This is a genomic window from Streptomyces sp. NPDC059166 (assembly GCF_042755185.1).
Classification (GTDB): domain Bacteria; phylum Actinomycetota; class Actinomycetes; order Streptomycetales; family Streptomycetaceae; genus Streptomyces.
Map to the genome: position 1 here is coordinate 70,015 of NZ_JBHZCI010000002.1, position 20,672 is coordinate 90,686.

Consider the following 20,672-nt stretch of genomic DNA (forward strand, 5'->3'; position numbering starts at 1 on the left):
GGTGACCGCGACGGGCCCCGACCTGCGGATCACCCTCCAGCACATCGTGGACACCGCCGCGGCGCTGGCGGGTGCGCCGCACGGCGCCCTGGCCCTGCTCCACAAGGAGGACCGCCACGTCACCGACCTGTTCACCACCGGCGCGTCCGATCGCGGCCGGCGCGCCGCCGTCACGCTCCTGGACGGGCGCACCGGCGCGCTGGGCTCCCTGGTCGAGGGCGGACGGGCCGTCCGGGTGGACGATCTGACGGCCGCTCCGCACGGCGGCCGCGTCCCGGCGGACCCCGCCCTCGCGACACGCTCGTTCCTCGGGGCACCGGTCCTGGTGCGGGGCGAGGTGCTGGGCAGTCTCTGCCTCGTCTCCGGGGAGCCGGACGGCTTCACCGACACGGATCTGGCGCTGCTGCGGCTGCTCGCCTCACAGGCCGCCGCGGCGATCGGCGGCGCCCCCCTCTACGAGGCGGCGCGGCAACGGGAGCAGTGGATCGAGGGTGCGTCCGCCACCACCAGGGCGCTGCTGACGGGGGCCGGCTCGACGGACGCCCTGACGACCGTCGCCGAGCGGGCCAGGGTGCTCGCCGGAGCCGTGGCCGGGGTGATCCTCCAGCCCACGCCCGAGGGCGGGATGGAGATCGTCGCCGCGTCCACCCCCGAGGACCCGGCCGGCCTCGTCGGCACGGCCATCGCCCCGGGCGCCGCCGTCCTGGTCCAGCTGCTGGGCGGTGAGGACGTCGTCATCGAGGACTCCGCGACGGACCCCCGGATGACGACCCCCGTACGCTCACGGTTCGGCCCCAGCATGATGCTGCCCCTGAAGAGCGGCGGCAGGCTCATCGGGACGCTCGCCCTCCCCCGCAGACGCGGCGAGCCCCTCTACACCGGGACGGACCGGCTGCTCGCCTCGCAGTTCGCCTCCCAGGCCGCGCTGGCCCTGGTGATGGCCGACAGCCAGCACTACCGGGAGCAGCTGGCGGTCTACGAGGACCGCGACCGCATCGCCCGCGACCTGCACGACCTCGTCGTCCAGCGGCTGTTCGCGACGGAGATGATGCTGGAGTCGACCCGTCGCAAGGCCCCGGAGGGTGACACCGGCACGGCCGAGCTCCTCACCAGGGCGGTCGACGAGCTGGATTCCACGATCCAGGAGGTCAGGACCGCGATCTTCACGCTGCGGCAGCCGCCCGCCGAGGCGCCCACGACCGTTCGCGGCAGGGTGCTGCGGGAGACCGGGGGCGCGGCCGCGGTGCTGGGCTTCCAGCCGTCCGTGCGGTTCACCGGCGCCGTGGACTCGCTGGTGCCTTCACCCGTGGACGGTCAGCTGCTCGACGCTCTCCGGGGAGCGCTGGCGGCGGCGCACCGCCGGCCCGGGATCTCGTCCGTCGAGGTGGAGATCGACGCGACGGTACGGCTGCCGGACGGGCGTACGGCGGTACGGCTGGTGGTGGTGGACGACGGCCGCGCCGACGACGGTTCCCGGTCGACCACCGTCACCTGGCAGGCGCCGCTCTGAGCGCGATGCGGGTGTTGGAGTGGGCGACGCCCGCGTCCTTCTTGAGCCGCCGCAGCAGCGTGTCCAGGGAGCCGGGGTCCGCCGCCGTGGCGCGTACGAGGTAGTCGTGGCCGCCCGTCACGTGCACGACCTCGGTGATGCCCGGCAGGGTCAGCACGGAGCGCTCGAACTCCTCGTTCGTCGTGTCCAGGCGCAAGGAGACGTCGATGAAGACGACGAGGCCCGAACGGGTGTCGGCGGCCGGGTCGACGATCACGGTGAATCCCCGGATCACCCCGTCACGGCGCATCCGGCGCACGCGATCACCCGCCGCGTTGGCACTGAGTCCCACGCGTACGCCGAGATCACGGTACGAGATCCGGGCGTCCTCCTGGAGAATGCCGAGGATCTCTCGGTCCAACCGGTCCATAACGGTGATTGTCGCAGCCCTGGCCGGGAAGCGGCGGGTGAGCGGCCGCGCGGGGGGCCACCCCGCCGCTCCCGCCCATGGGGCGCCTGACTTCCGGCGGGCTACCCGGATGGCCCAGCCCGTCGTGCCCCGCCCGTCCTCGCGCTCTTGACTTGCGGGGTGGAGACCACAGCAGCGCACACCCCAGCCCCGGACCGGAAACAGTCCGCAGCCGCGTACCGGAACCTCGTCGTGGCGACCGTCGGCTTCACGCTCACCTTCTGGGCATGGAACCTGATCTCCCCCCTGTCCGGTGACTTCAAGGACCGGCTCGGCCTGAGCGACTTCCAGCAGTCGCTGCTCGTGGCGGTGCCCGTCCTCGTCGGCTCCCTCGGGCGCATCCCGGCGGGCGCACTGACCGACAAGTTCGGCGCCAAGCTGATGTTCCCGGCGGTCTCGGCACTCACGATCGTGCCGGTGCTGCTGCTGATCCCGGCGAAGAACTCCTACGGCGCGATGCTCGCCGTCGGCTTCCTGCTCGGCCTCGGCGGCACGACGTTCGCCATCGGCATCCCGCTGGTCAACTCGTGGTTCCCGCCGGCCAAACGCGGCCTGGCCCTGGGTGTGTTCGGGATGGGCATGGGCGGTGTCGCCCTGTCCGGCTACTTCACGCCCCGGATCGCCAAGCACGGTGAGAACCTGCCCTTCTGGATCGTCGCAGCCGCGCTGCTGGTCTACTCGCTGCTCGCGGCGGCCCTGATCACCGACCACCCGGGCCGCAAGGTCCCGGCGGACTCGCTCGGCCACCGCCTGGGCCAGGCGGGCCGGCTGCGGGTGACCTGGGAACTCTCCGCGCTGTACGCGATCGGCTTCGGCGGCATCGTCGCCTTCGGCGTGTACCTGCCGACGTATCTGAAGACCTGGTACGAGATGTCCCCGACCGAGGCGGGCACCAAGGCCGCGGGGTTCGCGCTGGTCACGGTGGTCTTCCGGCCGATCGGCGGCTGGCTGTCGGACCGGATCCACCCGGCTCTGGTCACGGCCGGCGCGCTGTTGCTGGCGGCGCTGATGGCGATCGTCCAGGCCTTCGACCCCTCGCTGGACCCCGTCGGCACCATCGCGCTGCTCTGCATGGCGGCGGGTCTCGGCACCGCGAGCGGCAGTGTCTTCGCCCTGGTCTCGCAGGTGACCCCGCAGCCCAAGGTGGGCAGTGTGACGGGCATCGTCGGCGCGATGGGCGGGCTCGGCGGATTCGTGCCACCGCTGGTCATGGGCGCGATCTACAGCGCCAAGGACTCGTACTCCATCGGATTCATGCTCCTGTCGGACCTCGCCCTGGCGGGCGCCGTGTACGCCTACGGCCGGATGCGAAGCCTCCGGCGGGACAGCTGAACCTGCCGGCGGGACGCCGGAGACGGGCGGACTCCCGCCGTGTCCGGCACGCCGCCCGGACCGCGCCGGGCCAAGGGCTGTCCCGCGTCTTCCGGCGGGGCGCGCGGCGACAGCTGTGCGATGCGCCGCGACCGGCGCCGCGCGCTGAACCACCGCGAATCGCGGGACAGCCCTTAGCGTGACCGGAGAACCATCCGCCGAGTGAAGAGAGGCCCGATTCATGGCCGCAGCATCCGAGGGCACCCCCTGCTGGGCGGACGGTACGTTCGCCGACCTCGAAGGGGCGAAGCACTTCTACGGTGAGCTCCTGGGCTGGACCTACGGCGAGTCGCAGAGCGAGTACGGCGGCTACACGCAGGCCCATCTGGACGGCAGGGCCGTGGCCGCCCTGTCGCCGGCCATGCCCGGTCAGGACGCCCCCAACGCCTGGTGCCTGTACCTCGCGTCACCGGACGCCGCCGCGACCACCGCGAAGATCCACGCCTGCGGGGGCGAGGTGGCGGTGGAGCCGATGCGGGTCGGCGACTTCGGGACGATGGTGCTGGCCTCCGACCCCGGAGGGACGGCTTTCGGGGTGTGGGAGGCGGGCAGCCACGAGGGCTTCCAGGAACGGCTGGCCCCCGGCGCCTACGCCTGGGCCGAGGTCTACACCCGTGCCCCGGAGCGGGCCGACGCCTTCTTCGCCGCGGTCTTCGGTTACGGGGTGAAGCAACTGGAGGACGACGCGGTCGACTTCGCGCTCTACGACCTCGGCGCGGACCCGGTCCTCGGCCGGATGAGGATGGGTTCGGAGTTCCCCGCGCAGGTTCCGGCCCACATGAACGTGTACTTCTCCGTGGCGGACTGCGACGCGGCGGTGGAGAAGGCGACCTCGCTGGGGGCTCAGCTCAGGTTCGGCCCGATGACCATCCCGTACGGTCGGTTCGCTTCTCTGACCGATCCGCAGGGGGCGGCGTTCTCGGTGATCGACGGCACGACGACCGGGGGCGAGATCCCGAAGGTCACCGAGATCGCCTGACGCGTGCCGCGGGCCGGTCCACGGACCGGGGGCGGGCCGGCCGTACCGGCCCGCGCTCCTCAGGGCCGCGGGTCGCGGGCGTCGTACCGGGCGAAGCCGCGTTGGCGCAGGGCCAGCAGGCAGACCACCAGGACGCAGGCCAGGCCGCCCCCGGTCACCGCCACGGCAGGTGAGGCCAGGTCGGCGGCGGAGCCCGCCACCAGGTCCCCGAGCCGTGGTCCCCCCGCCACGACCACGATGAACACGCCCTGGAGCCGGCCGCGCATCTCGTCCGGCACAGCCGCCTGGAGCATGGTGCTGCGGAAGACCATCGAGACCGAGTCGGCGCAGCCGGCGAGGGCCAGCACGAGGAGTCCGGGCCAGAGCTCACGGGTGAGCCCGAACAGCGCGATCGCCCCGCCCCAGCAGCAGACGGCGACCAGGACCGCGAGCCCATGGCGCCGGATGCGGCCCAGCCACCCCGAGAAGACGCTGCCGAGCAGGGCTCCGAGGGCGGGTGCCGCGACGAGCAGCCCGGTGGTCCTGGCGTCACCCCCGAACCACACGACCGCGACCACGGGGAAGAGGGCGCGCGGCTGGGCGAGGACCATGGCGGCGAGGTCGCTGAAGAAGGTCATCCTGAGATTGGGCCTGGTACCGAGGAAGCGCAGACCGTCCAGGACGGATGCCCGTTTCGCGTCCTGCGCGGCCCCGCGGCCGGGCAGCATCGACGGCAGCCGCCACATCGCGTACAGGGAGGCGGTGAAGGTGACGGCGTCGACGGTGTAGGCCGCCTTGTAACCCCACCAGCCGACGATCAGTCCCCCGAGCATCGGTCCGGCGAGACCGCCGGTGGTGGACGTCATGGCGTTGAGCGCGTTCGCGGCGGGCAGCTGCTCGGCCGGGAGGAGCCGGGCGATCATCGAGCTGCGGGCCGGGGAGTTGAGCGCGAAGCACACGGCCTGCAGGGCCACGACCGCGTACAGCAGCCCCACCTGCCGCACCCCGGCGAAGGTCGCGGCGGCCAGGGCCAGGGAGAGGACGAACGAGCCGCCCGCGCTGACCAGTCCCAGCTTGCGGCGGTCGACGGTGTCGGCGACGGCTCCGCCGTAGAGGCCGAGCAGCACCAGCGGGACGAGCGAGCAGAGACCGATCAGGCCGACGGAGAACGCGGATCCGGTGAGGTCGTAGACCTGGAGGGACACGGCCAGCGCCGTCATCCCCTGCCCGATCCAGGAGACGGTGTTCCCGAACCAGAGTCGCCGGTAGTCGGGAGAGGTACGCAGCGGCGCCAGGTCGGCGAGTATGCGTGTGCGGGGTACACCTTGTTTGGCTGTTTCGGTCACAGAGGATGGTACCGACCTGCGGCGGAACCGGTCGGGGCGGCCGGGTGATCCAGTCCCGGGGCCGCTTCGGCGCCTCGGCTCGGGGGCGGGTGCGCGGGTCCGCGGCCGCGTTCACCGAGGGCTCCCGGAACCGGACCGGAAGGTCTTGTTCCCTGGCTGACGGGGTCACTTTCCCGTCACTCACCGGTCCGCCGCCGTAACGCCTCCGTAAAAGAACTGTGAAGCAACTATTGACAGGTGCTCATCACCAGGCCACCTTGGGAGCGCTCCCACAACAAGACTTGCACGCACCATCCCCCAGCACCCCCCTCACCCCGACACAGGGTGACGGGATCGGCATGCGGGCTCGGAGCCGCGCTCACCACGCGGCTCCGCTCCACCCGCAAGAGGAAGGCGTTGGTCATGGACTTGATGAAGCGCCGCTCGGGCGGCCGGCCCGCAGGGCCACACGCCCTGCTGATCGGCGTCCTCGCGCTCGGCACCACCCTCCTGGGTGGGCCGGCGGTGGCGTCACCGGCGCCGACCCTGCACGAACTGGCGTCCGCGCAGGGCAGGTACTTCGGCTCGGCCACCGACAACTCCGAGCTGAGCGACGCCGCCTACACGGCCGTCCTCGGTTCGGAGTTCGGGCAGATCACTCCCGGCAACTCGATGAAGTGGGACACCACCGAGCCGGTCCGGGGGCGGTTCGACTTCACCAAGGGCGACGTGATCACCGACTTCGCCCGGGAGCACGGCCAGAGCGTGCGTGGCCACACCCTCGTATGGCACAGCCAGCTGCCCAGCTGGGTAGGAGCGCTCCCACAGGCCGAGGTCGAGCCGGCCATGGTCGATCACATCACCGAGGAGGCCACCCACTACCGCGGCGAGGTCACCGCCTGGGACGTCGTGAACGAACCGTTCAACGAGGACGGGACCTTCCGCTCGAGCCCCTTCCACGACGCCATGGGAAGCGACTACATCGCCACCGCGCTGCGCGCCGCGCACGCCGCGGACCCCGAGGCGAAGCTCTACCTCAACGACTACAACATCGAGGGTCTCGGCGCGAAGAGCGACGCCATGTACGCCCTGGTGAGCGAACTGCTCGATGAGGGCGTACCGCTCGACGGGGTCGGGATGCAGGCCCACCTGGCCGTGCAGTACGGCTTCCCGTACGAGATGCGCGCGAACATGCAGCGGTTCGCGGACCTCGGTCTCGACGTGGCCGTCACCGAGCTCGACGTCCGCATGCAGCTGCCGGCGGACACGGCGAAGCTTGCCACCCAGTCCACCTACTACCAGCGGGTGGTCGAGGCCTGTCTGGCGGTGCGGCGCTGTGTAGGCGTCACCGTGTGGGACTGGACCGACAAGTACTCCTGGGTGCCGAGCACGTTCCCCGGCCAGGGAGCGGCCAATCTGTACGACGAAAGCCTGCTCCCCAAGCCCGCCCTGGCCGCCGTACGCACGGCGCTGGGCGAGGAGGACGACGGCGGAGGAAGCGGCGGTACGACGCTCAAGGCGCTCTACCGCAACAACGACTCCGCCGTCCGGGACAACCAGATCAAGCCGGGCCTCCAACTCGTGAACACGGGCGGTGCCGCGGTCAGTCTTCAGGACGTGACGGTCAGGTACTGGTTCACGGGCGAGAACGGGGCCTCCACGTACAGCACTTGGTGCGACTGGTCCCCGCTGGGCTGCTCGACGGTCACCTCCCGGGTCGCCGGGTCGGACCCCGCCGCGGCCGGTGCCGACCACTTCCTGGAGGTGGGCTTCCGCAGCGGCAGCCTGGCGCCAGGCGCGTCCACAGGCGAGATCCAGCTCCGCCTGAACAAGACGGACTGGTCGAACTTCGACGAGTCGGACGACTACAGCCGCACCGGCGCCACCTCGTACGCCGACGCCACGAAGATCGCCGTGTACGTGGACGGCGAGCTTGCCTGGGGCGTCGAGCCCTGATCACGGGGCCGGACGGACCCGGCCCCCGACGCTCTCCCGATGGCGGGTCACCATACCCCGCCGGGCCCGCCATCGGGAGCACCACCCGGCGAGGCCGCACCTTCCCCTGCCCGGCCGGCCGGACAGCACCATCCCCCAGACCCGTCTGCGGGCATTCACCGCAGGCGTACCGAAGAATGACGGAGCCGCAGATGAGAAGCAGAAGCAGCACGTTGCGCGGAATGCGCGGAAGAGTGGCCGCCCTGTCCGCCCTCGCCATGGGCGCGGCGCTGGCAGTCGCCGTTCCCGCACCCGCCACGGCCGCAGCCACCGCGCGTGTGGACAACCCGTACGCCGGATCCACCGCCTACGTGAACCCCGACTGGTCCGCCAAGGCGGCGGCCGAGCCGGGCGGCAGCGCGATCGCCGACGAGCCGTCCTTCGTCTGGATGGACCGGATCGCCGCCATCGAGGGCTCGTCCACGGCCATGAGCCTGCGCGAGCACCTCGACACCGCGCTGGACCAGGGCGCCAACCTGTTCCAGGTGGTCATCTACGACCTTCCGGGCCGCGACTGTGCTGCGCTCGCGTCCAACGGTGAGCTCGGTCCCACCGAGATCGACCGCTACAAGAACGAGTACATCGACCCGATCGCGGACATCCTCGCCGACCCGGCGTACGCCTCTCTGCGGATCGTCACCATCATCGAGCCCGACTCGCTGCCCAACCTCGTCACCAACGCGGGTGGTACGGCCGGCTCGACGCCCGAGTGCGCGGTGATGAAGGCGAACGGGAACTACGAGAAGGGTGTCGGGTACGCCCTGCACACCCTCGGCGCGATTCCCAACGTCTACAACTACATCGACGCGGCCCACCACGGCTGGCTCGGCTGGGACTCCAACTTCACGCCCGCCGCGCAGATGTTCAAGAAGGCCGCCACCTCGGAGGGCGCGACGGTCAACGACGTCGCGGGCTTCATCGTGAACACGGCCAACTACTCGGCTCTCAAGGAGCCGAACTTCAAGGTCACCGACAGCGTGAACGGCACCACCGTGCGCCAGTCGAAGTGGGTCGACTGGAACTACTACGTCGACGAGCTGACCTTCGCCCAGGGCCTGCGCAACGAGCTGGTCAGCCAGGGCTTCAACTCGAACATCGGCATGCTGATCGACACGGCCCGCAACGGCTGGGGCGGCAACAACCGGCCCGCCGGTCCCGGCCCGACGACCAGCGTCGACGCCTACGTCAACGGTGGCCGTGTCGACCGCCGTATCCACGCCGGCAACTGGTGCAACCAGAGCGGCGCCGGTATCGGCGAGCGCCCGACCATCGCACCGGAGCCGGGAATCGACGCCTACGTGTGGGCGAAGCCCCCGGGGGAGTCGGACGGCAGCAGCCAGGCCATCGACAACGACGAGGGCAAGGGCTTCGACCGGATGTGCGACCCCACGTACACCGGTAACGGCCGCAACGGCAACAGCATGAGCGGCGCGCTGCCCAACTCGCCCGTCGCCGGGCACTGGTTCTCCGCGCAGTTCCGTGAGCTGCTGGCCAACGCCTACCCGGCGATCGACGGCAGCGGCGGCGGTGACGACGGCGGCAACGACGACGACACCACCGCTCCGAGTGTCCCGACCGGCCTGAAGGTCACCGCCAAGAGCAGCAGCAGCGTCTCGCTCTCCTGGACCGCCTCCACCGACGACACCGCGGTGACCGGCTACGACGTCTACCGCGGCTCCACCAAGGTCGGCTCGACCACCGCGACCACGTTCACGGACTCGGGCCTGAGCGCCTCGACCGCGTACAGCTACACCGTGCGGGCGAAGGACGCGGCCGGTAACGTCTCGGCGGCCTCCGCCGGGGTCTCCGCCACCACCGAGGCCGGCGGCGGCACCGGTACGGGCTCGCTCAAGGTCCAGTACAAGACCACCGACACCTCCCTGACCGACAACTCGATCCGGATGTCGCTGCAGCTCGTCAACACCGGCAGCAGCGCCGTGGACCTCTCGACGGTCAAGCTCCGCTACTGGTTCACCCCGGACTCCTCCGTCTCCTCCTTCGGCACCTTCTGCGACTGGGCGATGGTCGGCTGCGGCACCGTGACCCAGTCCGTGAAGACGAACGGCTCGGCCGCCGGGGCCAGCCACTACCTGGAGGTCGGCTTCAGCAGCGGCAGCCTGGCTGCGGGCGCGGCGACCGGTGACATCCAGCTCCGGCTGCACAAGGGCGACTGGTCCAACTTCTCGGAGGCGGACGACTACAGCCGCTCCACCGGCGCCGGCTTCACCGACGCCCCGAAGATCGGCCTCTACCGGGCCGGCACCCTCTCCTGGGGCACCGCTCCCTGAGTGACCGCCGGCTGACGGCACCTGCGTACGACGAAGCGGCCCCCACCTCCCCGGAGGTGGGGGCCGCTTCCCGTCGTGCGCGCGGCTCCGCGGCGGGGGGCGCGTCCCGTGCCTGGCACGGCGAGCGCCTACGGGCCGCGGGCGCCAGGCGGGCCTCCCATGCGCCGGCACGGCGAGCGCCGAGAAGCCGCAAGGGCCAGGCGGGCGTCCCTTTGCCCCGGCACGGCGCGCGCCGGGGGCCGCGGGCGCCAGGCGGGCGTCCCTTCCCCCCGGCACGGCGAGCGCCGGGAGGCCGCGGGCGCCTGACGCCGGGGCGCCGCCGCGTGGACCGTTCGCCTCCGTGGGCATTGGACGACCACCAGGGGCGAGCCCCGGGCCGGAGCGACGTCGCCCGCGCTGTTCGGAGCTACGGCCGGTGCCTGCCGGGGCGGCACGTGACGCCATCACCCCCGGCGGCGGCGAGCCGGACACTCCACCGCGGACAGCCCTCGCGGGGACGCACGAAAGCGCCGGCCCCCGCGGGAGTGGGGGCCGGCGCCGTACTCGGGTCGTTCCGGGACGGTTACGCGTCCTACGGGGTGACGCAGCCGATCGAGCCGATCGGCAGGTTGTTCCCGGTGGAGGTGGCGGTGAAGCCGAACGTGGTGGTGCCGTCCGGCGGGATGACCCGGTTGTAGTCGACGTTCCTGACCTTGACCTTGCCGTCCGAACCGGTGCTCATGGAACCGTTCCACACCTGGTTGATCTTGGTGCCAGTTCCCGGCTGCCAGGCCACCGCCCAGCCGTCACGTGCGGTCGTGTTGTGGTTCATCACCTCGACGGAGCCCTGGAAGCCGCCGTTCCACTGGCTCGTCACGCTGTACACGGCCATGCATCCGGTGTGCGGGTCGTCGGTCGGGGTCGGCGTGGGGGTCGGGTCGGTCGGGGTCGGCGTGGGGGTCGGGGTCGGATCGGTCGGGGTCGGAGTGGGCGTCGGTGTGGTGCCCGCGCCCCGGATGCCGGTCACCTCTCCCTTTCCCCCGTCGAAGACGATGTCGGAGCAGGAGAAGAAGTTCTCCTGGCTGTCCGAGCGCACCCACTGGATGAACATGACGGCGTCACCGGAGCGGCCCGAGGGCAGCGTCAGGTCCCAGTAGTAGTGGCCCGAGTCGGTGCCCACCGAACCGGACTGCGGCGGGTTGGTGACCGTCTGGACGAGCTCCAGGTCGCCCCAGCCCAGCGGTTGTGTCGGTGAGTAGCCCGGCTTGGAGATGTACACCCTGAAGTCACCGGGGTGAGCGGCCCAGTTGCTGTGCTTGACGGTGATCGCGGAACCGGAGGTGAGGTGCGTCCGGGGCCAGTCGCCGCGAGCGGCGTTGTATCCGGTGAAGTTGTACGGGGAACGGTCGCCCGCGCTGCACAGCTTGCCGTCGGGGACGTAACCCACGTTGCGGCCACCGGCGTTGGAGTCGAGAACGGCGAACCAGTTGTACAGCGAGTTCGCGCCGCTCTCCGCGAGTGCCGCCTTGCAGGCCGCGTTGGTGGGATCGAGTGAGCCGGTGCTGGTCCTGGCGTCCAGGTAGCAGAGGTACGTCCGCGAGCCGGGGGTCATCGTCACGCCGTGCGCCTGGGCGCTGTTCTGGCCGATCAGCGCCAGTCCGAGTCCGCTGAGCAGCGTGGCCAGCGCCGCCAGTAAGGACAGGGAGCGTCTCTTGCTTCGCATCATGGATCTCCTGTGTCGGATGGACTGCGTCTGTCTCACGACAGTCCTCGGGCCGGTCATGACGGGGCGGTCATGACCGGGGTCATGAAGGGGTGCGGCGTGCGTCCGGGGAACCCGCGACGCACCCCGCCGGTGCGGTCGGACGAGGCGGTGGCCCCGGGGGGCGGGGGTGCGCCTGAGGGCCCGGCCCGCCCTGATCGGCCGGACGGGCCCTCAGGCGGAGCGGCACGGGTGCCGTTCACCGGGGGAAGCGTGCGCGGGACGGAGGTCACGCGGTGCGGTCCGGCACCCGTGGGCTCAGGTGAGGGTGCAGGCGGCGCCGTTCAGGGTGAAGGCGGCGGGCTCGGTGAAGGTGCCGCCGTGGGAGCCCTGGAAGCCGAAGGCCTGTGTCGCCCCGGCGGCGATCCGGGTGTTGTGCGCCACCGGACCGGCGGTCACGGCCCCGGTGGAGCCGGACAGTGTCGCGCCCCACGCGTTGGTGACGCGTTGGCCGGACGGGAGGGTGAAGCCGAGCTTCCAGCCGTCCAGCGGGCTCGCCCCGGTGTTCCTCACCGTCACGTCGGCGGTGAAGCCGGTCTGCCAGACGTTGGTGGTGTACGCGACCTCGCAGCCGGTCGCCGGTGCTCCGGGGCCGGTGGGCCCCTCCGGGGTGCTTCCTCCGGTGTTCACCTCCGAGGAGAAGGAGTCCACCGACAGCCCCGCGCCGTTCTGCCACGGCTCGAAGCCGGCCTGCACACTCGTGAGGTACCAGTCGTTCCCCGCCATCCCCCTCGCGACCGTCTGGTCGACGAAGTCCATGACATCGAAGCTCCAGCTCGCGATCGCCGACGGCGCGAGGAAGGAGATCACGTCGTTGGCACCGTTGCTGCCGGTCCACACCTCCCATGTGCGCCCGCCGACCGTCGCGGTGCCGACCGGGGAGCCGATGGGCTGGACCGGCCCCACCCGGTTGAACCAGATCATGATCTCGGTCCGGTTGACCCCGTCCTTACGGGGCGCCGGGTCGAGCCAGATGTCGTAGGACGCGTTGTAGGCGGCGCCCGACACGAAGCCGTAGGAGATGCTGCTGGGGGCGGACGAGATGCCGCTGATCCTCGCGGGAAGCGCCGTGCCGGGCGAACAGTTCGTGTAGTGGCAGCCGTTGAAGACCGAGGGGTACGCCTTGGGGGCGCCGTTCGTGGGCACCGAGCCGTCGGCCTGGGTGACCCGGAAGCCGGAGCCGGTGGCGGTGACGCACTGGGTGGCGCCGGTCCCCCAGCGGTTGTTCTGCACGACGTAACGGCCCTGGATCACGGTCGAGCCGTAGGGCTCGCAGAGCGTGGTGTCGGCGTGGGCCGGCGCGGTGGCAGCGAGGAGCGCCACGACCGTGGTCAGGGCGGTGAGCAGTGCGCCGAACAGGGCGCGGGCGGTGCGGGGAGGGTGCGAAGGCGGACGCATGTGGGGCCTCTCTCCGAGGGACCGGATCTGACGGACTGCCCGGCGCGACGACGGAGCGCCCTCCCCCCACCGATGGGAGCGCTCCCATCTCACCGTTTCCCGTGACTGTAAGGTCCGGCAATGGTCATGACAACAGCTCGCGCAAGGATCCGCCGAAGAGATTTCGTGGACACAGGTCAGCGCCGTGCCGATCCGCCGCGCGCTCTGCCCGCACGGCCACGGGAGCGCTCCCCCACGCCCCGGGAGCGGCCGGTCCCGGCCCGCCCCGGCGCCCGGCCCTCCCGCCGGACGCGACCCGCCCGGACGGCCGCTCCGCCTGTGACTGCGGCTCACAGCATCCGCAGCGACTGGTTACGGCCTCCCGGGCGCCCGACGATGATCCGGGCGCCGCACGGCGCGGAGAGGAGGCCTGGTCATGGGCCGTGTCGTGACCGGGGCCGACCCGGTGCTCCGCTACCGGGGGGCGGTGTCCCTGCAGCACGGGCCTCGCGGGACCGCCCCCTGGCGGCTGCCGCACGAGGAGGCCCGGCTGCACCTGCCGGAGGGCGGGATCGGACGGGCCGCGATGCCGGCCGGGGTGCGGGTGGCGCTGAGGACCGACAGCGGGACTCTGACGTGCCGTTACCAGGCCGACCCGGCGCCGCGGTTGAACGGTCCGCAGGAGCACCCGTACCTCGACGTGGTCTGCGACGGCCGCCGCTCCCGCTCCGTACCCCTGCGGGCCGACGGCCGGGACGCCTCCTTCCTGGTGCAGCTGCCCGGCCGTCCCGCGCTCGTCGAACTCTGGCTGCCGCCGTACCACCAGTTCCGGCTGCGTTCCCTGGTCCTCGACGCGGGTGCCACGGTCACCCGCGACGACCGGGACCGGCCCCGCTGGGTGCACTACGGCAGTTCCATATCCCAGGGGCGCGGGGCGAGTTCACCGAGCCGCGCCTGGGCGGCCCTGGTCTCGGAGCGGGCCTGCCTGGATCTCACCTCGGTCGCCCTCGGCGCCGCCTGCTGCCTCCAGCCGATGACCGCGCGCCTGATGCGGGACCTGCCCGCCGATCTCCTGACGGCGTGCGTCGGGATCAACGTCCAGGCGCTGGGCAGCCACAGCCCGGACGCCTTCACCGCCGCGCTCGTCGGCTTCGTGCGCACCGTCCGCGACGGCCATCCGGACACCCCCTTCGCCGTGATGTCGACGATCATCGCGCCGGACCGCGAGAGCGTGCCCGGTCCGTCCGGGCTGACCGTCCAGGAGTGCCGCGAACGTACGCGCACGGCGGTGGAGTTGCTGCGTGCGCACGGCGATTCGAACCTGCACCACATCGACGGCCTGGACGTCTTCGGGCCCGCCCAGGCGCACCTGCTGCTGGAGCCCGAGGGCATGGACCGGCTGCACCCGGGCCCGGAGGGGCATCCGGTGTTCGCGGAGAGGTTCCTGGCGGCGCTCCGGCGCAGCCTGTGTGTGCCGGTACCAGCATGAACCGGGAACTGGTTGCCCTCGCGGCCGGACGCCACGATCACCTCGTCACCTTCCGTCCCCCGAGAGGAACCCCGTGTCCGCAACCGCTCCGCCCGGCACCGCAGGGACCACACCGAGGGTTCCCTGGGTCTCGTACACGGGCGTGTATCTGCTGCTGTTCCTGATCGGCACCGAGACCTTCCTGGTCTCCCCGCTCCTGCCGACGATCGCCGGGGACGTCGGAGTCACGGAGTCCGCCGCCGCCGTCACCGTCACCGCGTACACCCTGGTGTACGCGCTCACCGCACCCTTCCTCGGGGCGGTCTCCGACCGGTTCGGGCGGCGGCCGACGATCCTCGCGGGGACGGTGCTCTTCCTGCTGGGCAACGCGCTGGCCGCGGTCGCCGGGGACCTCACGGTCCTGGTGGTGGCAAGGGTGGCCGGGGCGCTGGGCGCGGCACTGGCGGGGCCGTCGATCTGGGCGCACATCGCCGAGACCGCGCCCGAGTCGGTGCGCGGGCGGGCGGTCGGCCTGGGGATGGCACTCTTCTCGGCCGGTCAGGTGCTCGGGGTGCCCGCCGGCAGCTTCCTGGCCGGGTGGGGCGGCTGGCGGGCCTCGTTCTGGGCGCTGACCGCGCTGTCGGCCGCCTCGGTCCCGCTGCTGCTCAGCCAGATCCCGAGGGCGCGGGGCCGGGACGACGTCCCGTCCGTGGGGCTCGGATCGGTGTTCTCGGTGTGGCGGGACGGAGTCCTCCGGCACACGCTGGTCGTCGTCTTCCTGCTGCAGGCCGCCAACCTGGGCGCGTACACCTTCCTCGGCACGGCCCTGCACGACCGCTTCGGCCTGTCGGTGGACGCGCTCGGGCTGCTCGGCGTCCTGGTGGGCGCGGGAAGCGCCCTCGGATCGCTGGCCGCCGGGCGCATCGGCGACCGGGCCCGCGGGCGGGGCGCCGGGGACGCGGTGTGGATCCCGGTGTGGGCACTGCTGCTGGGAGGGGCGGCCGTGGTCGCCGCTCTGGGCAGCCCCCGGATCGCGGTGTACGCGGGCGTACTGGTGTGGTTCTTCGCCAGCGGCGCCTTCGGCACGGTGATCCAGACGCTGCTGGTGAGCGCCCGGCCGGAACTGGGCGCGACCTCCAGCTCGTGGAACAGCGCGACGCTCTACGCGGGTACGGCGGTCGGGGTCACGGCCGCCAGTTCCTTCGCCCACGCCGACACGGGTACGGCGGCGGTGGGCGGTGGGCTGGCGCTGCTCGCGGGGCTGGTCGCGGTGCCGCTGGTGGGACGGCTCCGGCCGTCCGGCACGGGCAGCACGGACCGCAGGCACCAGGAGGACCAGGACGCCGGCGAGGCCGGAGGAGACCGGGGAGCCGGGGAAGTCCGCCGATCCCAGGAGGAGGTGTCCGCGGATGACCACGCTTGAGGCCTCCCCGGAACGGTCCATACCCGACACGGGCAGCCACCGGGCGCCCGCCCTCGACGGTCTGCGCGCGGTCGCCGCGCTGCTGGTGATCGCCCTGCACGTCGGCATCTACAGCGGGCAGGTGGCCTCCAGCTGGCTGGGCGTCGGGGAGGGCGGCCCGCTCGGGCCCGTCATCTCCCGCTTCACGGTGGGCGTTCCCGTCTTCTTCGTGCTGTCCGGTCTGCTGCTCTACCGTCCCTGGGCGAACGCGGCCCGCGGCGGTCTGCCCCGCCCGTCCACCGGGCGCTACCTGTGGCACCGCGCGCTGCGCATCCTGCCCGCGTACTGGGTGGTGTCCCTGACCGCCCTGGTCTGGTTCGGCCGGGACACACTCACCGAGGTGTGGCCGGCCCTTCGCACCTTCCTGCTGCTGCACATCTACCAGCACGACCCGATCCCCACCGGCATCCCGCAGACCTGGAGCCTCGCCACGGAGGTGTCGTTCTACCTCGTGCTCCCCCTGCTGGCATGGGGGCTCCACCCGCTGCTGCGGCGTGGCCGCACGGCGGCGGTCCTGGGCGTCCTCGCCGCGGTCGAGGCGGTGACGCTCGCGACGGTCGTGGCGACGCACCTCCCGTCCGCGGGACCGTACCCGCTCGCCCAGCTGTGGCTGCCCGAGTACGCCGGCTACTTCGCGGCCGGGACCGCCCTCGCGGTCATCGCCTCCGGGAGACGCCGGCCGCCCGCCTTCGTTCGGAGCCCGTGGCTGTGCTGGGGGGTCGCCCTCGCGGCGTACGTACTGGTCTCGACGCCGCTGACCGGGACCACGGCCCGCTACCCGACCGTGGCCGAGGCGCTGTTGGAGCACCTGCTGTACCTGGTGGTGGCGGTGGCGCTGGTGGCGCCGCTCGCCCTCGCGGACAGCTCGGGCGGCCCGGCGGCGCTGCTCCGGAAGCCCTTCCCGGCGTGGCTGGGGCGCATCTCGTACGGGCTGTTCCTCTGGCACATGGTCGTCGTCGAGGGCTGGCTGCGCGTCACGGGGGAACGGGCCGGGACGGCTCACTTCTGGGTCCTCTTCCCGGGGACCGTGGTGCTCACGACGGTCCTCGCCGCCCTCACCCACCACCTGGTCGAACTGCCCTCGCGGCGCCTGCGCACACGGGCCGCCGCGTCCCGAGAGAGAACGGAAGCACCATGACCGGCTGCGGTCCCGTCCGCTGGGGTGTCAATCTGCCCCTGCCCGCCCGTGAACTCACCGCCCACCGGGCCACGATCGAGGCGCTGCCCGACCTCGGGTACTCCGATGTGTGGACCGGGGAGGGCGGCGGCGTGGACGCCTTCACCCCGCTGGCCGCCGCGGCCGCCTGGCAGCCGCGGCTGCGTCTGGGCACCGGTGTCGTGCCCGTGTTCACCCGGGGACCCGGCATCCTCGCGCAGACCGCGGCGGGCCTCGCCGAGCTCACCACGGGCGATGTGCTGCTGGGCGTCGGCGCGTCGGTTCCCGCCCACACCACCGCACTCAACGGGGTCAGCCACGAACGGCCGCTGGCCCGTGTCCGGGACACCGTCCGCTTCCTGAAGCGCGCCCTGGCGGGACAGCCGGTGGGCGACGACTACGACACCCTCTCCGCTCCGGGCTTCCACCTCGGCTTCGTCCCCGAGAGGCCGCCGAAGGTGCTGGTGGGGGCGTTGCGTCCGAGAATGCTCGGCGTCGCGTACGACCACGGGGACGGGGCCGTGCTCAACCTGCTGACCGCCGGTGACGTACCGCGGGTGATCGCCGCGGGCGGCGGGCCGCGTCCCGGCAAGGAGACGGTGGTGAAGCTCTTCGTCTGCCCGACGCGCGACGCGTCCCGGGCCCGGCAGGCGGGCCGGGGCTTCCTCGGCTGGATCCTGAACCAGAAGCCGTACCACGCCTTCCACGAGTGGCTCGGCCGCGGTGACCAGCTGAAGGAGTCCCACGACCTCCACCTCCTCGGAGACCGCGCCGGTGCCGCCGCCGCCCTCCCCGACGAGCTGGTGGACGCCCTCTGGCTGCACGGTGAGCCGGCGGCCGTGCGCGAGCGGATCCGCGCCTACCTCCAGCCCGGGGTGACGACCGTGCTGCTGTACGTGGCGAACACCCCGGAGCTGCACCGCTCTCCGGAGTCGCTGACCGGTCTGCTGGCGGAGCTCCACGGGTGACCGGGCGGGTCCTGCTGCACTTCCACGGCGGCGGCTACCGGGCGGGGTCCCCCGAGGTGAGCCTGCCGCTCGCCGGGCACCTCGCCCGGCGAGCCGGTGCCGATGCCGTCGTACCCGCCTACCGCCTGGCACCGGCGCACCCCTTCCCCGCGGCCGTGGAGGACGGGCTCGCCGCCTACGAGGCGGTGCTGGCGGCGGGAACCGCGCCCGAGCGGGTGGCCGTGGCGGGCGAGTCCGCGGGCGGCGGCCTCGCACTGGCGGTGCTGCTGGCCGCCCGTGAGGCGGGGCTGCCGATGCCGGCAGCCGCGGCGGTCCTCTCACCGTGGCTCGACCTGACCGTCGAGGCGGAGTCGTACACCCGGTGCGCCGCGACCGATCCGGTGCTCGGTAGGGCGGCACTCCGGCATTCCGCGGCGCTCTATCTGGCCGGCGCCGATCCGCGCGTCCCCACCGCCTCGCCCCTGTTCGCTCCGGCCGAGGCCCTGGCCGCGCTGCCTCCGGTGCTGGTGCAGTCGAGCCGCGACGAGGTGCTCGCCGACGACGCGGTGCGGTTCGGGGAGCGGGTGGAGTCGAGTGGCGGCTCGTGCCGGGTGGAGCTGTGGCCGGGCACGACGCACTGCTGGCAGCTGTTCGTGGACCGGACGCCGGAGGCGGTGCGGGCCGCGGACAGTGTTGCAGCTTTCTTAAAGGACCGCCTCGACAGCCGGACAAGTGGAGGGAAAGCGGACAGGGCGGTCTGAGGCGCGGATATGCTGGCATCCGATCTGGTCGAATGCGGGACCGACGGAGGGGGAAACGACGGTGCGTTCGGACATCGAATTGGAGGAAGGCGTCCGCGAAACTGTCAACGCCAAGGAATTAGGGGCCTTTCTGCGCGCGCATCGCGAGCGGCGCAGCCCGCGCGACATGGGGCTGCCCGACACGGGCCGGCGGCGCACACCGGGTCTGAGGCGCGAGGAGGTCGCCGCCCTCTCGGGGGTGGGTCTCGCCTGGTACACCTGGCTGGAACAGGGCCGGGTCATTCCTTCGCGGAAGGTGCTGGAGGCGGTGGCCCGGACGCTCGGTCTGGACGCCGTCTCCTACCGTCATGTGCTGTCCCTCTCGGGCCTGTTGCCGCCGGTACCGGACCGCGCGGGGCATCGTGCGGTGGCCGCGCACACCCAGGCGTTGCTGGACACCTGGGCGACCTCCCCCGCCGTGCTGCTGGACTCGCGCTTCGACATCACCGCCTGGAACACGGCGTACGCGGCGGTCTGGTCGGACCCGGCCGACATCCCCCGCGAGCGCCGGAACCTGATGTGGTGCATGGCCGGCGACGCGGCGATCCGCACCACGCTGGCCGACTGGGAGCCGGTCGGACGCGCGGTGCTCGCGCAGTTCCGCGGGCAGACCGCGCGACTGGCCACGACGGACGCGCGCACCGCGGAGATCTACCGCATCCTGCGCGCGGACTTCCCCGAGCTCGCCGGCTGGTGGGAGTGCCAGGGAGTGGGCGACCTCACCGCCAGGCAGGTCGAGGTACGTCCGCCCTGCCACGGCGGGCTGACGCTGCGGTACACCGCGTTCAGGCCCGTCGACGACCCCGAGGCGCTCGTGCTGGTGCAGGCTCCGGTGACCCCCGCCGACCACGACCTGGTGGCGCGGCTGGTCCGTGAGCACCACGGGCGGACCGCCGAGGTGGTCCGCATCCACGCTCACGAGGGTTCGCCGCTGAAGAACGCGCGCAGTTCCGCGTAGGTCTCCTCAGGGGCCTCCTCGGGCAGGAAGTGCCCGCAGTCCAGGGCCCGTCCGCGCACGTCGTGCGCCCAGCGCCGCCACACGGAGAGCACGTCGTGGCGGCGTTCGGTGTGCGAGCGCCCGCCCCACAGGGCGAGCACCGGGGCGGCGATGCGCCTGCCCGCCCGCAGGTCGTCCCGGTCGTGGTCCAGGTCGGGGCCGAACATGGCCCGGTAGTCCTCGCACATGGCGTGCCGCACCGCCGGATCGCCCACGGCCGTCCGGTAGGCGGCCAGCGCCTCGGGGGTGAAGAGACCGGCCGCCGGGCCGAAGTAGAAGGCTTCGGGGTCGGCGGCGATCAGCGTCTCCGGCAGCGGGTGCGGCTGGGCGAGCAGGAACCAGCGCCACAGCTGCCGAGCCGTGGACGCGTCCACGGTGGCGAGCGCGTCGGCGGTGGGTACGACGTCCAGGACGGCCAGCCGCACCACGCTCCCGGGATGGTCCAGCGCCATCCGGTAGGCGCAGCGCGCACCCCGGTCGTGGCCGGCGACATGGAACCGCTCGTGGCCCAGCTCCCGCATGACGCGGACCTGTTCGGCGGCCATGGCCCTCTTGCTGTACGGCGCGTGGTCGCCGGTCGTGGCGGGGCGTCCGCTCGCGCCGTAGCCGCGCAGGTCGGTGGCGACGACGGTGAACTCCTCGGCGAGCCGGGGCGCGACCGCGTGCCACATGGCGTGCGTCTGCGGGAAGCCGTGCAGGAGCAGCAGCGGCGGGCCGTGCCCCGCGGTGCGGACGTGCACCGGCACGCCGTCCGTCTCGACGGTCAGCGTACGGAAGCCTTCGAACATGCCCATACGGCGAGGCTAATTCGCTCGACGGGGCCCAGGAA

Annotated in this window: 16 protein-coding genes; 11 read left to right on the top strand and 5 right to left on the bottom strand. The window is 72.5% G+C overall.

Annotation, left to right across the window (positions count from 1 at the left end):
• The first annotated feature begins 1 nt into the window (after position 1).
• A complete protein-coding gene (locus tag ACFXOA_RS01815) occupies positions 2-1,510 on the top strand; it encodes a GAF domain-containing protein (RefSeq protein ID WP_385020935.1) in 1,509 nt (502 codons plus the stop codon).
• Here the strand turns inward: ACFXOA_RS01815 and ACFXOA_RS01820 are convergent.
• Positions 1,488-1,919 carry an Lrp/AsnC family transcriptional regulator gene (locus ACFXOA_RS01820; protein ID WP_014156425.1) on the bottom strand — a complete coding sequence of 144 codons (432 nt, stop codon included), beginning with the start codon at positions 1,917-1,919 and terminating at the stop codon, positions 1,488-1,490. The genes ACFXOA_RS01815 and ACFXOA_RS01820 overlap by 23 nt on opposite strands.
• A gap of 159 nt (positions 1,920-2,078) precedes the next feature.
• On the opposite strand from ACFXOA_RS01820, the gene ACFXOA_RS01825 reads away from it, so the two are divergent.
• Positions 2,079-3,290 carry a nitrate/nitrite transporter gene (locus tag ACFXOA_RS01825; protein ID WP_385020938.1) on the top strand — a complete coding sequence of 404 codons (1,212 nt, stop codon included), beginning with the start codon at positions 2,079-2,081 and terminating at the stop codon, positions 3,288-3,290.
• A gap of 220 nt (positions 3,291-3,510) precedes the next feature.
• A complete protein-coding gene (locus ACFXOA_RS01830) occupies positions 3,511-4,308 on the top strand; it encodes a VOC family protein (RefSeq protein WP_385020941.1) in 798 nt (265 codons plus the stop codon).
• Positions 4,309-4,367: 59 nt separating this feature from the next.
• Here the strand turns inward: ACFXOA_RS01830 and ACFXOA_RS01835 are convergent, their stop codons facing one another.
• A complete protein-coding gene (locus ACFXOA_RS01835) occupies positions 4,368-5,633 on the bottom strand; it encodes an MFS transporter (RefSeq protein WP_385020944.1) in 1,266 nt (421 codons plus the stop codon).
• Positions 5,634-6,035: 402 nt separating this feature from the next.
• On the opposite strand from ACFXOA_RS01835, the gene ACFXOA_RS01840 reads away from it, so the two are divergent.
• Positions 6,036-7,568: an endo-1,4-beta-xylanase gene (locus ACFXOA_RS01840; RefSeq protein ID WP_385020947.1), complete on the top strand. Its 1,533-nt coding sequence runs from the start codon at positions 6,036-6,038 to the stop codon at positions 7,566-7,568.
• Between the two features lie 221 nt (positions 7,569-7,789).
• Positions 7,790-9,895 carry a glycoside hydrolase family 6 protein gene (locus ACFXOA_RS01845; protein ID WP_385020950.1) on the top strand — a complete coding sequence of 702 codons (2,106 nt, stop codon included), beginning with the start codon at positions 7,790-7,792 and terminating at the stop codon, positions 9,893-9,895.
• A gap of 571 nt (positions 9,896-10,466) precedes the next feature.
• On the opposite strand, the gene ACFXOA_RS01850 is transcribed toward ACFXOA_RS01845, so the two are convergent.
• Positions 10,467-11,600, bottom strand: coding sequence for a lytic polysaccharide monooxygenase (locus ACFXOA_RS01850; protein ID WP_385020953.1), 1,134 nt, complete (start codon positions 11,598-11,600; stop codon positions 10,467-10,469).
• A gap of 294 nt (positions 11,601-11,894) precedes the next feature.
• On the bottom strand, positions 11,895-13,034 hold the full coding sequence (locus ACFXOA_RS01855) for a cellulose binding domain-containing protein (RefSeq protein WP_385020956.1): 1,140 nt from the start codon (positions 13,032-13,034) through the stop codon (positions 11,895-11,897).
• Between the two features lie 415 nt (positions 13,035-13,449).
• Between ACFXOA_RS01855 and ACFXOA_RS01860 the strand changes: the two genes are divergently transcribed.
• The 6 genes from ACFXOA_RS01860 (at position 13,450) to ACFXOA_RS01885 (ending at position 19,804) form a co-directional block, all read left to right on the top strand.
• A complete protein-coding gene (locus ACFXOA_RS01860) occupies positions 13,450-14,502 on the top strand; it encodes a GDSL-type esterase/lipase family protein (protein WP_385020961.1) in 1,053 nt (350 codons plus the stop codon).
• A gap of 73 nt (positions 14,503-14,575) precedes the next feature.
• The gene (locus tag ACFXOA_RS01865) at positions 14,576-15,904 is read left to right on the top strand and encodes an MFS transporter (RefSeq protein ID WP_385020964.1); all 1,329 of its coding nucleotides are present in this window, start codon (positions 14,576-14,578) and stop codon (positions 15,902-15,904) included.
• A complete protein-coding gene (locus tag ACFXOA_RS01870) occupies positions 15,891-17,081 on the top strand; it encodes an acyltransferase family protein (protein ID WP_385020967.1) in 1,191 nt (396 codons plus the stop codon). Before ACFXOA_RS01865 ends, ACFXOA_RS01870 begins: the two co-directional genes overlap by 14 nt.
• Positions 17,078-18,067 carry an LLM class F420-dependent oxidoreductase gene (locus tag ACFXOA_RS01875; protein WP_385020970.1) on the top strand — a complete coding sequence of 330 codons (990 nt, stop codon included), beginning with the start codon at positions 17,078-17,080 and terminating at the stop codon, positions 18,065-18,067. The genes ACFXOA_RS01870 and ACFXOA_RS01875 overlap by 4 nt, the downstream gene beginning before the upstream one ends.
• Entirely contained in the window at positions 18,064-18,807 is a 744-nt protein-coding gene (locus ACFXOA_RS01880) for an alpha/beta hydrolase fold domain-containing protein (protein WP_385020972.1), read from the top strand. The genes ACFXOA_RS01875 and ACFXOA_RS01880 overlap by 4 nt, the downstream gene beginning before the upstream one ends.
• 61 nt (positions 18,808-18,868) lie before the next feature.
• Positions 18,869-19,804, top strand: coding sequence for a helix-turn-helix domain-containing protein (locus ACFXOA_RS01885; RefSeq protein WP_385020975.1), 936 nt, complete (start codon positions 18,869-18,871; stop codon positions 19,802-19,804).
• Here the strand turns inward: ACFXOA_RS01885 and ACFXOA_RS01890 are convergent.
• Positions 19,762-20,637 carry an alpha/beta fold hydrolase gene (locus ACFXOA_RS01890; protein WP_385020978.1) on the bottom strand — a complete coding sequence of 292 codons (876 nt, stop codon included), beginning with the start codon at positions 20,635-20,637 and terminating at the stop codon, positions 19,762-19,764. The two genes, ACFXOA_RS01885 and ACFXOA_RS01890, sit on opposite strands and share 43 nt — an antisense overlap.
• Positions 20,638-20,672: the final 35 nt, after the last annotated feature.

Excerpts from the sequence above, each read along its gene's own strand:
- ACFXOA_RS01820 (WP_014156425.1), bottom strand. The coding sequence starts at position 1,919 with ATGGACCGGTTGGACCGAGAGATCCTCGGCATTCTCCAGGAGGACGCC.
- ACFXOA_RS01830 (WP_385020941.1), top strand. The coding sequence starts at position 3,511 with ATGGCCGCAGCATCCGAGGGCACCCCCTGCTGGGCGGACGGTACGTTC.
- ACFXOA_RS01840 (WP_385020947.1), top strand. The coding sequence starts at position 6,036 with ATGGACTTGATGAAGCGCCGCTCGGGCGGCCGGCCCGCAGGGCCACAC.
- ACFXOA_RS01845 (WP_385020950.1), top strand. The coding sequence starts at position 7,790 with ATGCGCGGAAGAGTGGCCGCCCTGTCCGCCCTCGCCATGGGCGCGGCG.
- ACFXOA_RS01850 (WP_385020953.1), bottom strand. The coding sequence starts at position 11,600 with ATGATGCGAAGCAAGAGACGCTCCCTGTCCTTACTGGCGGCGCTGGCC.
- ACFXOA_RS01855 (WP_385020956.1), bottom strand. The coding sequence starts at position 13,034 with ATGCGTCCGCCTTCGCACCCTCCCCGCACCGCCCGCGCCCTGTTCGGC.
- ACFXOA_RS01860 (WP_385020961.1), top strand. The coding sequence starts at position 13,450 with ATGGGCCGTGTCGTGACCGGGGCCGACCCGGTGCTCCGCTACCGGGGG.
- ACFXOA_RS01870 (WP_385020967.1), top strand. The coding sequence starts at position 15,891 with ATGACCACGCTTGAGGCCTCCCCGGAACGGTCCATACCCGACACGGGC.
- ACFXOA_RS01875 (WP_385020970.1), top strand. The coding sequence starts at position 17,078 with ATGACCGGCTGCGGTCCCGTCCGCTGGGGTGTCAATCTGCCCCTGCCC.
- ACFXOA_RS01890 (WP_385020978.1), bottom strand. The coding sequence starts at position 20,637 with ATGGGCATGTTCGAAGGCTTCCGTACGCTGACCGTCGAGACGGACGGC.